The organism is Streptomyces niveiscabiei (assembly GCF_033794345.1).
GTDB lineage: Bacteria > Actinomycetota > Actinomycetes > Streptomycetales > Streptomycetaceae > Streptomyces > Streptomyces niveiscabiei.
Genome location: NZ_JARAYJ010000001.1, coordinates 235,140 through 248,677 on the forward strand (window position 1 = coordinate 235,140; position 13,538 = coordinate 248,677).

At 68.7% G+C, this 13,538-nt stretch carries 10 protein-coding genes; 1 reads left to right on the forward strand and 9 read right to left on the reverse strand.

The features are described from left to right. Positions 1–66: 66 nt before the first annotated feature. Genes PV682_RS00995 through ngcE form a run of 3 tightly spaced genes read right to left on the reverse strand, consistent with a single transcriptional unit; the run spans position 67 to position 3,357 of the window. Positions 67–963 carry a carbohydrate ABC transporter permease gene (locus PV682_RS00995; RefSeq protein ID WP_319722938.1) on the reverse strand — a complete coding sequence of 299 codons (897 nt, stop codon included), beginning with the start codon at positions 961–963 and terminating at the stop codon, positions 67–69. Continuing rightward, a complete protein-coding gene (locus tag PV682_RS01000; RefSeq protein WP_319722940.1) occupies positions 963–1,889 on the reverse strand; it encodes a carbohydrate ABC transporter permease in 927 nt (308 codons plus the stop codon). Before PV682_RS01000 ends, PV682_RS00995 begins: the two co-directional genes overlap by 1 nt. A gap of 16 nt (positions 1,890–1,905) precedes the next feature. Further along, positions 1,906–3,357 (reverse strand): N-acetylglucosamine/diacetylchitobiose ABC transporter substrate-binding protein, encoded by a 1,452-nt coding sequence (ngcE, locus tag PV682_RS01005; RefSeq protein ID WP_319722942.1) that lies wholly within the window; start codon positions 3,355–3,357, stop codon positions 1,906–1,908. A 405-nt stretch (positions 3,358–3,762) separates the two neighbouring features. Between ngcE and PV682_RS01010 the strand changes: the two genes are divergently transcribed. Next, positions 3,763–5,739, forward strand: coding sequence for an alpha-glucuronidase (locus tag PV682_RS01010; protein ID WP_319722944.1), 1,977 nt, complete (start codon positions 3,763–3,765; stop codon positions 5,737–5,739). 4 nt (positions 5,740–5,743) lie between these two features. Here the strand turns inward: PV682_RS01010 and PV682_RS01015 are convergent, their stop codons facing one another. From PV682_RS01015 to PV682_RS01040, 6 genes are read right to left on the reverse strand one after another with little or no spacing between them, the layout of a single operon-like run. Continuing rightward, complete coding sequence (locus PV682_RS01015; protein WP_319722946.1) at positions 5,744–7,762, reverse strand: beta-galactosidase; 2,019 nt, start codon at positions 7,760–7,762, stop codon at positions 5,744–5,746. Further along, complete coding sequence (locus tag PV682_RS01020) at positions 7,759–8,433, reverse strand: hypothetical protein (protein ID WP_319722948.1); 675 nt, start codon at positions 8,431–8,433, stop codon at positions 7,759–7,761. The genes PV682_RS01015 and PV682_RS01020 overlap by 4 nt, the downstream gene beginning before the upstream one ends. After that, positions 8,433–9,938, reverse strand: a complete 1,506-nt coding sequence (locus PV682_RS01025; RefSeq protein ID WP_319722950.1) for a GH39 family glycosyl hydrolase — start codon at positions 9,936–9,938, stop codon at positions 8,433–8,435. The genes PV682_RS01020 and PV682_RS01025 overlap by 1 nt, the downstream gene beginning before the upstream one ends. Beyond that, the gene (locus PV682_RS01030) at positions 9,935–11,605 is read right to left on the reverse strand and encodes an ABC transporter substrate-binding protein (protein ID WP_319722952.1); all 1,671 of its coding nucleotides are present in this window, start codon (positions 11,603–11,605) and stop codon (positions 9,935–9,937) included. The genes PV682_RS01025 and PV682_RS01030 overlap by 4 nt, the downstream gene beginning before the upstream one ends. Positions 11,606–11,633: 28 nt before the next feature. Continuing rightward, positions 11,634–12,533, reverse strand: a complete 900-nt coding sequence (locus PV682_RS01035; protein ID WP_319722955.1) for a carbohydrate ABC transporter permease — start codon at positions 12,531–12,533, stop codon at positions 11,634–11,636. Continuing rightward, positions 12,530–13,522 carry an ABC transporter permease gene (locus PV682_RS01040; protein WP_319722957.1) on the reverse strand — a complete coding sequence of 331 codons (993 nt, stop codon included), beginning with the start codon at positions 13,520–13,522 and terminating at the stop codon, positions 12,530–12,532. The genes PV682_RS01035 and PV682_RS01040 overlap by 4 nt, the downstream gene beginning before the upstream one ends. Positions 13,523–13,538: the final 16 nt, after the last annotated feature.

Genomic DNA, 13,538 nt, shown 5'->3' on the forward strand with positions numbered 1-13,538 from the left:
GTTTTCTGCCGCTTTCATCAGGTGTACGCCGGTGCGGGCGCGGGACGCCCGAGCGCCCCGCACGGCTCATTTCAGGGCCCCCGCCGTGAGGCCGGCGACCACCTGGCGCTGGAAGACGATGTACGCCGCGAGGACCGGCAGCATCGCCATGACCAGGCCCGCGAACAGGCCCGACCAGTCGCCCTTGTAGCCCTGGCTGACGGCGAGCTGGACCAGGCCCTGGGTGAGGACGCGTTTGTCGGGGTCCGTGTTCAGGACCGTGGGCAGCAGGTACTGGTTCCACTGGCCGAGGAAGTTGAAGATGCCGACGCTGACCAGGGCGGGGCGGGCCATCGGCAGCATGATCTGGAAGAACGTCCGGCTGTGCGAGGCGCCGTCGACGAACGCGGCCTCCGCGACCGAGGTGGGCAGGGTGCGGAAGAACGCCGTCAGGAAGAACACGGTGAACGGCAGCGAGTAGGCGATGTAGACGAGGATCAGGCCGTGGATGGTGTTCAGGAGGCCCAGGTTGTTCACGACGTAGAACAGCGGGACCAGGGCGAGGATCACCGGGAAGCTCATGCCGCCGATGAACAGGTAGTAGATGAAACGGTTTCCCGGGAACTCGAAGCGGGCCAGCACATAGGCCGCCATGGAGCCGAGGACCAGCGTCCCGACGAGCGAACCTCCCACCACCAGCACGGTGTTGAGGAAGTAGTCGCTCATGTGGGCCGAGGTCCAGGCCCGCCCCCAGTTGTCGAGGTGCAGCCCGTCGGGCAGCGCCCAGGGCGAGTTGAAGATCGCCGAGTCGGTCTTGAAGGACGTCATCACCGCCCAGACCAGCGGCAGGACGACCATGATCGCCCAGATGATGAGCACGCCGTGGGAGAAGACGTTCAGTACGCCCCGGTCGCGTTTTTCGGTGGCCTGGTGGGAGACCGGTCCGGTTTTTCTCACCTCGGGAGGAGCCTCGGTCGTCTTCATCAGTACTCCAGCCGCTCCCGCCGCCCCAGCCGCATCACGACCGCGGCGAACGCGAGCGTGACGACGAGGAGGGCGACCCCGATGGTGGTGGCGTAGGCGGCCTGGCCGTCCCGGAACGCCGTCTGGTACACGTACAGCGTCATGACCGTCGTCGAGTAGTCGGGCCCGCCGGGGCCGACCGTCATGATCTGGACGACCGCGAAGGACTCGGCGCCGAGGGCGAGGATGCCCATGTAGACCCAGCCGGACTGCACGGTGTCCCACAGCAGCGGCAGGGTGATGCGGAAGAACGTCGCGGCCCGCCCGGCACCGTCGAGGAGCGCCGCCTCGTACAGGTCGGCCGGGATCGACGCCATGCCCGCGGAGAACAGTACGACGAAGAACCCGACCGTCGACCAGACGAGCACCGCCATCACGCACCACAGCGCGAGATCCGGGTCGCCCAGCCACAGGGGCTGCACGTTGTCGAGGCCCACGCCCCGCAGGATCGAGTTGATCGCGCCGCTGTCCGGGTTGTAGGCGAAGGCGAACAGCAGCGCGACGATGGCGATCGACAGGACCTGCGGAAAGAAATAGACGATCTTGTAGAACGACGATCCCCGGACCCCGGTGATCGCGGGTCCGCCCTTTCTCCGCCGGCCGCCCACATTGATCATGTAGGAGAGGAAGAGGGCGAGTCCGATGGTCACCAGCGGCAGCACGAGCGCGAAGAGCAGGCTGTGCTGGAGCGATTTCCAGAAGACGTCGTCGTGGAACATCCGCCGGTAATTGGCGAATCCGACCATCTTGAATTCGGGGCTCAGGCCGGTCCAGTCGGTGAACGAGTAGTAGATCGACTGGACGAACGGCCACAGGACGAACAGGGCGTACAGCCCCAGGGGCAGGGCGAGGAACCCCGCGATGAACCGGTACTGGCCGTGCCGCATCGCTCCACCGCTGCCTTTACTGGTGCTTGTAGTGCTTGATGGACGTGTCCTTCGCGGCGGCGTCGGCGTATCCCTGGATCTTCTTGATCGCCTCGGCCGGGGTGAGCCGTCCGGCCATCATCTCGCCGAGTCCGGAGACCCCGATCTGCTCCTTCTGGAGCTTCACGTACCAGTCCTGGAGCCGCGGGTTGAGGACGTTGTCGCCCGCCTTCTGGAGCGCGGCGACGCCCGACTTGAGGCCCGGCGTGAGGGTGATCCCGTCGGTGCCGCCGTTGTACGCGCTGAGCGACTTGACCTTCGAGGTGAAGTTCCGCGAGGCCGCCTCGCTGAGCATGATCCGCAGCTGCTCCATGCCGCCGAGCGCGTTGGCCGCCTTCGAGGGCACGATGAACGGCTCGCCGCCCGAGGCCCAGATCGTGCCGAACGGCATCTTGTCGGAGGCGTCGATGCCGGTCGGCGCGGAGACCGCGAGATCGAAGTCGGCGGGGATGACGTTCGCCGACTCGTTCTCGACCCAGGAGCCGTTGGGGAGGAAGAGCGCCTTGCCCTGCGCCCACGCGGTCTGCGACTGGATGTGGTCGAGACCGGGAGTGCCCTTGAGGACGTACCCCTTCCTGTACAGCTCGTAGTACGCCTCGAAGCAGGTCTTGACCGCCGGGTTGCGCCAGGCGTTCGGCTCCAGGTTGTCGATCGCGTCGAGGACCTCACGGCCGCCGACCTTGCCGATCATCGGGTACAGCGAGAACGGCAGGTAGTACGGGTACTTGCCCGCGTACGTCCAGCCCGCCATGCCCTTCTTCTTGGCCTTCTCGCAGACCGCGAGCATCTGGTCCCAGGTCTCCGGGTACGCCGAGTCGAGGGCGTCCAGCGCCTTCTGGGAGTACCAGACGCCGTACACCGTGTAGGCGTAGTACAGGATCCACACCGGGGCCCCGTCGAGCTGGCCCATCTCGACGATGCCGGGGCGCAGGGTGTCGCGGACCTTCTTGCCCGGGTCGTCGTAGGAGGGGGCGTCGAGCAGGGGGGTGAGGTCGGTGAGCTGTTTCTTGCTGGACAGGATGCCCATGTCCATCTGCTCGGCGCCCGAGTTGTCGATCAGGTCGGGCGGGGTGCCCTGGTTGAAGCGGGGCTGGAGGACGGACTGGATCTTCTGGGTGGCCGAGAACTTCACCTCGGCCTTGGGGAACGCCTTCTCGTACGACGTGACCGCGTCCTTGGCGTACTGGGTGCCGAAGCCGCCGTCGAACAGGACGAACTCCAGGTTCGCGGACTCGTCGACGCCGAGCGGGTTCTTCGCGGTCTTCGTGCCGGTCTTCGCCTTCTCCTCGCTGTCGCCGCCGCTGCTGGCGCAGGAGGTGAGGAACGACAGCGCGGGCGCGGAGACCAGTCCGAGCGCCGCGGTGGTTCTGATCATCGTCCGGCGGCCGACGCCTGCCGGTCCCCGGCTTTCTGCGGGTGTGGATCCCATGCTCAAGTCCTCGCCTTCTCCAGGACTCAGGGCGGCGCCGGATCAGTTCCGGGGCCGCGTCGGGTCAAGCAGGGTCGTGCAGGAAACGCCGACAGGTATAGTCCATTTCCCGGGGAGGGAGCAAGATCGAATGCAAGGTTGGCCAAGCCTGTTTTCCAAGTTGAGACCTCGTGGAAATCCGGACGGCCGCCACGGCACCCCGCTGCCGAATTCGCGCCACCGCAAACGCTTTCCCCGGTGAACGTCCTTGACATCACAGGCCACTTGGCCACCTATTGATTCCTGTACCGCCCAGTGGAAAACGTTGTCCGGTCCAGGGTGTCCGAGCGGTGGGGAGGCCCCGGTGGGGCAAGCGGTTTCACCCGTTCGTGGTGGTCCGTGCGAGCCGCCGAGTTGGGGGGATTCATGCCGTCGTCCGAGAGTCTCGACCGCCTCGATGCCGCGTGGCTGCCGCCGGAGGTGTTCCGGGCGGTGGGGGTCCGGCGGGTGTGCGTGCGCGGGGGCGGGGGGCTGGTGGAGACCGTGCGGGAGGAGGTACGGACGGCGTGCGGGCGGTTCGGTGGGGAGATCGTCCCCGAAGGGGGCGCGGCGGGGGTGTACGACCTGCTGCTGGACGGGAGGTCCGGCGAACTCACCGGCTCTGGCGAGGAGTTCACCTTCGCCTTCGACGGTACCCGTGCCTCGGTCACCGCGTCCGGCGGGGCCGGGCTGCTCTACGGGCTCTTTCACGTCGTCCGCCTCGGTGAGGCCGCGTTCGGTGGACCGCCGCGCAGTGAACTCCACTCCCCCGCCCTGCCGTTGCGGATGGTGGACCACTGGGACAACGTGGCCGTGCACCCGGTGATGGGGCAGGTGGAGCGGGGGTACGCGGGCGGGTCGGTGTTCTGGGCGGACGGGCGGGCCCGGGGGGATGCGGCGCGGGTGCGGGCGTACGCGCGGCTGCTCGCGGCCTGTGGGGTGAACGCCGTCGCCGTGAACAACGTCAATGTGCACGCGGTGGAGGCGCGGTTGCTGACCGAGCGGATCGGTGAAGTCGCCTTCATAGCCGACGTGTTGAGGGGCTACGGCATCCGTACGCATCTGTCGGTGACGTTCGCGGCGCCGATCGTGCTGGGCGGGCTGGGGACCGCCGATCCGCTGGACGCGGGGGTGCGGGAGTGGTGGGCCGGGGCCGTGCGGGGGGTGTACGAGGCGATCCCGGACTTCGGGGGGTTCGTCGTGAAGGCCGACTCCGAGGGGCAGCCGGGGCCGTTCGCGTACGGGCGTTCGCACGCGGACGGGGCGAACATGCTGGCCGCCGCGCTCGCGCCGTTCGGAGGGACGGTGCACTGGCGGGCGTTCGTGTACGACCACCGGCAGGACTGGCGGGACCGCTCGACGGACCGGGCGCGGGCCGCGTACGACCATTTCGCGCCGCTGGACGGGCGGTTCGCGGCGAACGCGGTGCTCCAGGTGAAGCACGGGCCGATGGACTTCCAGACGCGCGAGCCGGTGTCGCCGGTGCTGGGGGCGCTGCCCCGGACACGGTTCGCGGTGGAGGTGCAGGCGACGCAGGAGTACACCGGGCAGCAGCGGCACGCCTGTTGGCTGGGGCCGATGTGGAGCGAGGTGCTGCGGTTCAGGCCTCGGGGTGAACAGGGGCCGTGTGTCGGGGAGTTGGCGGGCGAGCTGGTCGCCGTGTCGAACGTGGGGGACGACCCGTTCTGGACGGGGCACCCGCTCGCGCAGGCGAACCTGTACACGTTCGGCCGGTTGGCGTGGCAGCCCGACGCCGAGCCGCTGGACATCCTGGACGAGTGGCTCCGGCTGACCTTCGGCGAGGGCCCGTTCGACGGGCTGCGGCGGCTTCTCGCCGGGTCCTGGGCGACGTACGAGAAGTACACGGCGCCGCTCGGGGTGGGGTTCATGGTGCAGCCGGGGCATCACTACGGGCCGAGTGTCGACGGGTACGAGTACAGCCCGTGGGGGACGTACCACTTCGCCGACCGGGACGGGGTCGGGGTAGACCGGAGCGTGGCGACGGGGACCGGGTACGCGGGGCAGTACGGGGAGCCGTGGGCGTCGGTGTACGAGTCGGTGGAGTCCTGCCCCGACGAACTGCTGCTGTTCTTCCACCATGTGCCGTACGGGCATGTGCTCAGGAGCGGGAAGACGGTGATCCAGCACATCTACGACACGCACTTCGAGGGGGTCGAGGAGGCGGAGGAGGCCCGCCGGGTGTGGGCGGGCCTCAAGGGGGTGGTGGAGCCGGAGCGGTTCGCGCGGGGGGTCGAGCGGTTCGAGGAGCAGGTGCGCTGCGCCCGGGAGTGGCGGGATCAGGTGAACACGTACTTCTTCCGCAAGTCGGGGATCGCGGACGAGCGGGGGCGGGTCGTCCACTGACCGGCTACTGGTCGGTCTTGAGGACGACGACGCCGAGCGGGTCGAGGACGAGGGGGGCTCCGGCCTCGGTCCGTTTGCCGGTGAGGAGGTCGGTCGTCGTGGTGTGGGCGGTCAACTCGGCTGTCTCCGCAGCGTGGTTGAGGAGGAAGAGGAGAGGGGTGCCGTCCTCGGTGACGCGGGTGGCGGTCTCGACCGCGGGGTGGTCGGCGTAGGGGCCGATCAGGTCGTGGCGGGCGAGGACGAGGCGCACGACGTGGTCGACGCCGGGCTGGTCGAGGGCCGTGGCGACGTACCAGCCCTCGCCGCCGTGGCCGCCGTAGCGGTTGCGGGTGACGGCGGGCGTACCGGCGTAGAAGTCCGCGCCGTAGGGGGCCACCGGGTGGGCGCCCTTGAGCTGGACGATCTCGAAGACCAGCCGGGCCTGTGACGCGGGGCCGTCCGGAAGTACCACGGGTTGTACGACCTCCGGGGGACGGGAGTCCCACTCGTCGATCCTGATACCCAGGAGGGAGGCGAGGGGTCCGGGGAGGTCGGTGAGGAAGGCGCGGTCGTGTTCGTCGGAGCGGGCGGACAGGAACGTCGCGAGGACGGTGCCGCCGCGCTCCGCGACCGCTTCGAGGCGGGTCGCCAGGTCGCCCTTGACGAGGTGGAGGGCGGGGGCGAGGACGACGTCGTACGGGGTGAGGTCGGCGGTGACGGGGACGACGTCCACGTCGGCGCCGGCCTCGCGGGCCGCGCGGTAGTAGGCGTGGACGACGTCGAGGTAGCGGACGAGGCGGGAGGGGCCGTCGGAGAGCTCCAGGGCCCACCAGCTGTCCCAGTCGAAGAGGAGCGCGGTGCGGGCGGGGGTGCGGGCGCCGAGCGTGAGGGCGCCGAGGTCGGCCAGCTCGCGGCCCAGGGCGGCGACTTCGCGGAACGTGCGGGTGTCGGCGCGGCCGGCGTGGCCGATGACCGCGCCGTGGTACTTCTCGCAGGCGCCGCGCGAGGCGCGCAGCTGGAAGTACAGGGCCGCGTCGGCGCCGTGCGCGACCGCCTGCCAGGTGGCGAGGCGCAGTTCGCCGGGGCGGCGCAGGGGGTTGACGTCGCGGCACGCCGTCGTGGACGGGGTCTGCTCCATCAGCCAGAAGGGGGCGCCGTCCTTGAGGCCGCGCATCAGGTCGTGGGCGAGGGCCGGGCGGGTCGGCGGGGCGTCCAGGGGCGGGTAGTTGTCCCAGGACGCGAAGTCCAGGTGCGGGGCCCAGCGGTGGTAGTCCAGGGGGCGGTAGGTGCCCATCATGTTCGTCGTCACCGGCGTCTCCGGGTCGTGCTCCCGGATCGCCGCCTTCTCCGCCGTGAAGCAGCCGAGGAGGGCGTCGGTCATGAACCGCTGGTAGTCCAGGGTGATGCCCTGGAACGCGGTGTGGTCGGGACCCCGCCAGTGCTCGGTGAGCGCGCTCGGGGGTTCGATCTCGGCCCAGTCCGTGTAGCGGTGGGACCAGAACGTCGTCCACCAGGCGTCGTTGAGGGCGTCCAGGGTGCCGTGGTGGGTCTTCAGCCAGTCCCGGAACGCCTGCGCGCACAGGTCGCAGTAACAGGCGCCGCCGTACTCGTTGTTGATGTGCCAGGCCAGCAACGCCGGGTGGGTGGCGTAGCGTTCGGCGAGGCGGGTCGCCAGCGCCGTGGACAGGCGGCGGTAGGCCGGGGAGCTGGGGCAGAAGTTGTGGCGCTGGCCGTAGCGGTGGCGGCGGCCCTCGAAGTCGGTGCGGTTGACCTCCGGGTACTTCTTCGCGAGCCAGGGGGGCAGGGCCGCGGTTCCGGTCGCCAGGCAGACGCCTCGGCCGTGGGCCGCCGCGCGGTCCAGGATGTCGTCCAGGACCGTGAAGTCGTAGGTGTCCTCCGCCGGTTGGGTCAGCGACCAGATGAACACGCCGACCGTCAGGGTGTCGATGCCGGCCTCGTCGAACAGGCGGTGGTCCTCCGTCCAGACCTCCCGGGGCCATTGCTCGGGGTTGTAGTCGCCGCCGTACCGGATCGTGTCGGTCATGCGGTGAAGTTCTCCTTCGTCTCGGCGATCACCGGGCGGGCGGTGTGCAGCAGGGAGAGGAGCAGGAGGGCCGACAGGAGCGCCGGGAGCGCTTCCGTGAGCAGGGCCGTCATCGCGCCGGTCACGATCAGCAGCGAGAGGGCGCCCAGGGTGACCTTGCCGTGGCGCAGGAGGAAGTACGCGGCGAGGCGGGCCGTGTCCCTGGCGCGGAACGTGAACAGGGAGGTGAGGACGAGGGCGTGGGCGCCCCAGAGGAGGGTGGTGAGGGCGGTCGCCGCGATGATCAGGGCCCACCAGGTGGGGAGGCCGGTGGCCTGGAAGTGGGTGAGGGTGAAGGCGGTCACCGTCAGCCAGACCAGGAGGGGAGTCCAGAGTTTCAGCGCGGGGAGGGTGTTGAGGCGCAGGCCCTGGAGGTAGAGGCGGGTGGGGTGGAGGTCGGTGAGGTCGGTGCCGCGGTGGTGGAGGGCGTAGAGGGCCGCGGAGGCGGCGGGGCCGAGGGGGAGGAGGAAGAGGGCGGTGAGGGGGGTGGGGCCGATGAGGAAGAGGGGGATCAGGCCGGGGGACGCGGTGACGAGGAGGAGGACTTCGGTGGTGAGGAGGGTGTGGATGAGAACGGCGGTACGGGAGAGGGGACCCGTACCGAAAGAAGTGATCGCACTGTTGGCGCTCATCACACCTCCCTCCCCAGCAGCCGCCTCTCGTCCCGCCATGCGAAGGTCTCGTCCGCCACGGGCGCCAGCTCCACGAGCGTGATCTCGTTGCGGGCCAGCGTCAGCTTGAGGTCTGCCCGGCCGTCCTCCAGCCGTACGCGGCAGTGCGTGCGGGCCGGCTCCGACGCCTCGTACAGCATGTCCAGTTGGCCCTGTTTCGGGGAGCGCGGGCTGCCCATCTCGCGCCATGCCGTGTACGCGTTGCCGTGGTCCTCGTCCACCGTCGAGCGGCGTACGAACGCCTCTGCCCCGGTGAGCGGGATCGAGAGGTGGACCTCGTGGTGAGCTGGGCCCGGCGTCTCTCCCGTGGGGTCGACCGGGGCCCAGCACAGGGCGGTCACCCGGCCGTCCCGGTGCCGGGTGACCAGGTGGTGGTCGCCCCTCGACAGGAGGTCCTCGCCCAGGCGGGCCATGAACGCGTACAGGTGGAAGGTGGGCTTCTTGACTTGACGGTGTGTCAAGAGGCCGAAGCCGCCGTGGAACAGGGCCGTCGGGACGCCCGCCTCCTCGAACATGTCGCTGAACGTCCAGTAGGAGAAGGAGTCGGCCAGCTCGCCGCCCTCCGCGAGGACCGGCGCCAGGTAGGCGGCGTTGAACGCGGTGTCGTGGATCGGGTTGTCGGGGCAGTAGGAGGAGTTGAACTCGGTGATGTGGACGGGGAGTCCGGCGTACCGGGTGCCTTCGAGCTGGCGGCGCGGGGTGGCGAACTGGTCGAGGAGGCCGCGCGCCGGTCCGAGGGTCTGGTACGAGGTGAACGGGACGCGCTGGGCGGGGCCGGAGGTGTAGGCGTGCCGGGAGACGAAGTCGAGGGGTACGTCGTTGCGGTCGGCGAACTCGGCGAAGCGGGGCAGCCATTCGTCGGCGCCGGGCGAGATCGCGGGGCCGCCTACCTGAAGACCGGCGTCGACTTCCTTCACGGCGTGGGCGGTTGCCTCGTACAGCTGGTGGTACGCCTTTTCGTCGGCGTTCTCCCAGAAGAGGTCGAGGTTGGGTTCGTTCCACACCTCGATGGGCCAGGTGCGGACCTCGTCGAGGCCGTGGCGGTCGATGAGGTGGGTCAGGGTGGCGCGGACCAGGTCGGCCCACTCCCGGTGGTCGCGGGGCGGGGTGACGTTGCCCTTCCACCAGAAGACCGTCTGCGAGCCGGAGGCCAACTCCTCGGGCATGAAGCCGAGTTCGAGGAAGGGGCGGATGCCGAGCTCCAGGTAGGAGTCGATGATCTGGTCGACGTAGGTGAAGTTGTGGTGGAGGCGCCGGGTGCCCTGGTGTTCGTAGGGGCGGACGACGCCCATGCTGTCGCCGAACAGGCCATGGCCCCGGATGTACCGGAAGCCGATCTCGCGCTGGACCAGCTTCAGGGAGTCGGCGTAGTCGCGGCGCAGGGCGAGTTCGGTCCGGCCGGTGCCGACGCAGTGGCGCCAGGCGGTGGAGAAGGGGCCGGTCGGCTCGGCGGGGACGCGGATCACGCGTGCTCCTTCTGGTAGCGCTGGTACGCCTTGTTGTGCAGGGCGACGAGCTGGTCCATGTTCTTGGACTTCAACTCCGAGACGTAGGAGTCCCATTCGGACAGCGGACGCTTGCCGAGGGCGAACTGGAGGGTGTTCTGGCCGACATGGTCCTTGAGGGGGGTGTCCCAGAGGGTGGCCTGTTCCTGCTCGAAGGATTCGAGGGGGTGGGCGGGGGCGACGGGGAGTTCCTTGCGCTGGGCCATCGCGTCCTGGAACTTCTTCTCGTCGGGGCTGAAGTTCGAGGAGACCAGCGCCCAGCTGCCGCCGTACGTGAACACGCCGTTGAAGAAGCCGAAGTCCTTCTGGAGGTCCTTGGGGGCATCCGGGATCGAGCCCATGAGGGAGATGCCGGGCTCCAGCTTGTACTGGCCGCCGCTGTAGGTGTAGGTCGTGCCCTGGACGCCCCACTTGCAGAACCGCTGGCCCTCGTCGGAGTACCAGAGCCAGTCGACGAACTGCATCATGGCGACGAAGTCGTCGCTCTTGAGGGCCTTGCTGGAGATCATGAGGCCGTTCTCCAGCCGGCCGCCCCCGAGCACGACGGGTCCGGCGGGGCCCAGCGGCACCGGGACCATCTCGATGGTGGCGCCCTTGACCTGCTTGCTCAGGTTGTAGCGGTACTCCTGGACCAGGACCTGCGGGTTGGCGCTGATCGCGAAGGACTTCTCGGCGAGGAGCTTCTGCTGCGCGTTGTCGTCGGTCTGGGTGAAGCTCTCGGGGTCCATGAGCTTCTCGGCGACCAGCTTCGCGACGAACTCGACCATCTGCCGGAACTCGTCACGGGCCCCGGTGAAGACGAACTCCTTCTTGGCGGCGTCCCAGCTGAGGTTGTCGTAGGACCAGCCGGCCTGGATGCCGTACGCCTGGCCGAGGTAGCCGAAGAACGCCCCTGGCGGGAACGGGGTGTTGACGTTCCAGCGGTCGGAGAAGGGGTAGCGGTCGGGGTATTCGGACTTGAGGGCCTTGAAGACGGTGTAGACCTCGTCCCAGGTGGTGGGCAGGGCGAGGCCGTGCTTCTGGAGGATGTCCGTGCGGAACGCCATGGAGTAGCCGGACTTGAGCTTCTCGTGGAGGCCGGGCAGCAGGTAGTAGTTGCCGTCGGACTGGCGGATCGCGTCGAGTTCCGGCTCCAGCTTCCATCTCTTCACCTTGTCCTGGAAGTTGGGCATCAGGTGGAGGTACTCGCTGACCGGGAGGATCGCGCCGGAGGAGACGAAGGCGGCCTCGGAGGGGTGGTAGGTCTTGGGGATCAGGAAGGGCGCGTCGCCGGAGCCGATGAGGAGGCTGCGCTTCTTCTCGTAGTCGCTGAGCGGCACCGAGATCGGCTTGAGGGTGACGCCCGTGCGCCGGGCCACCTCCTTCCAGAACAGCCAGCCCGTCTTCATCGGGTAGGCCGGGTTGTCGTTGTGCAGGACGTCGAAGGAGAGCGGCTTGGTCGCCTTGAACTGCTGGCCGACGCGGAAGTCCTCCATCGCGCCGTTCCGCTTCTTCGAGAGGTCCTTGGAGTCGCCGCCGTCGTCGCCGCTGCCGCAGCCGGTGAGGGTGGCGAGGCCGACGAACCCGGCGGCGGCCAGGATCTGACGGCGTGACAACTGGCCTGCGTTGGGGCGGGAGTTCTTCTGCACCGGAGTACTCCTTGGGAGGTGGGGGCGGTCAGCCCTTGACCGCGCCGAGCATCACGCCCGAGACGAAGTAGCGCTGGACGAACGGGTACACGCACAGGATCGGCAGCGAGGTGAGCACGATCGTCACGGCCTGGATGGACGCCGCGACCTGCGTGCCCTGCTCGGTGGTGGCGCCGGCGTTGGAGGCCCCGGTGGCGCCCGCGATGAGGTTGCGCAGATAGACGGTGACCGGCATGAGGTCGGTCCGGTCCATGTAGAGGAACGCCTGGAACCAGGAGTTCCAGAAGGACACCGAGTAAAACAGGATCATCGTCGCGACGACCGCCTTGGACAGCGGCAGCACGACGCGCAGCAGGATGCCGTACGTACTGAGCCCGTCGATCTGGGCGGCCTCCTCCAGCTCGCTCGGCAGGGACTCGAAGAACGCCTTCATCACCAGCAGGTTGAAGACGCTGATGGCGTTGGGCAGGGCGATGGCCCACACCGAGTTCTTCAGGCCGAGGCTGGTGACGAGGACGTAGTTCGGGATGAGGCCGCCGGAGAAGAACATCGTGAACACGGCGACACCGACGAGGAGTCCACGCCCCTTGAGGTTCTTCTTGGACAGGACGTAGGCGTAACAGGTCGTCAGAATCATGGCGACGGCGGTGGCCACGACCGTGTAGAGGACGGTGTTGCCGTAACTGCGCCAGAACACCGAGTCGTTGATGACGGTGCGGTACGTCGTGAGGTCGAACCCCTTGGGCCACAGGGTGACTTGGCCCGAGCGGATCTCGCGCTCGCCGCTGAAGGAGCGGGCGACGATGTTGAGGAACGGGTACAGCGTCAGGACGACGACGCCGGTGAGGATCACGCCGTTGACGCCCTGGAAGACGCGGTAGCCGCGCGTCGGCTGGTTGACCGAGGTGCGTACCCTGACCTTGCTCACCACAGGCTGGTCCCCACTGTGCGGCGCGAGAGCTGGTTCGCGGAGGTGATGAGGACGAGCCCGATGACCGCCTCGAACAGGCCGATCGCCGCCGCGTAGCTGAAGCTGTTGGACTCGACGCCGGCCCGGTAGAGGTAGGTCGAGACGACGTCGGCGGTCGGATAGGTCAGCGGGTTGTAGAGCAGCAGGATCTTCTCGAAGCCGACGGCCATGAACGTGCCGATGTTGAGGATCAGCAGCGTGATCATGGTGGGCCGGATGCCGGGCAGGGTGACGTGCCAGATCTGCTGCCAGCGGTTGGCGCCGTCGATGCGGGCGGCCTCGTACAGGTCGTCGTCGATGGTGGTGAGCGCGGCGAGGTAGAGGATCGTGCCCCACCCGGCGGTCTGCCAGATCTCGGAGCCGACGTACACCGTCCGGAACCACTCGGGTTCCTGGATGAACCGGATCGGATCGTGCCCGAGCCAGCCGAGGACGTGGTTGACCGGACCGTCGGTGGCGAGCATCTGCATCGTGATCCCGGCGACGATCACGATCGACAGGAAGTGCGGCAGATACGAAACCGATTGCACGAAGCGTTTCAGCGCGGTGCGGCGGACCTCGTTGAGGAGCAGCGCCAGCACGATCGGGATCGGGAAGCAGAAGACGAGGGTCAGCAGGCCCAGCCACAGGGTGTTGCGGAAGACCTGCCAGAAGGTGGGGTCGCTGAGGAACATGCGCACATAGCGCAGCCCCACCCACTGCTCGCCCAGGATCGAACCGCCCGGCTCGAACCGGCGGAACGCGATGACGTTCCCGATCATCGGCAGATAGCGGAAGACCAGGAAGAACAGCAGCGGCAGGATCACCAGCGAGTACAGCTGCCAGTCGCGCCGCAACGCCCGACGCCAACTGCGGCGCGCGGACGGGTACTTCGGGCCACCCGGGGACTTCGGGGGTGGCGGGTCCTGGGTGCCCGGCGGGGGCGCCGACGTGGTGGAGGTGCTCATGCTCGGGCCTCCCGGA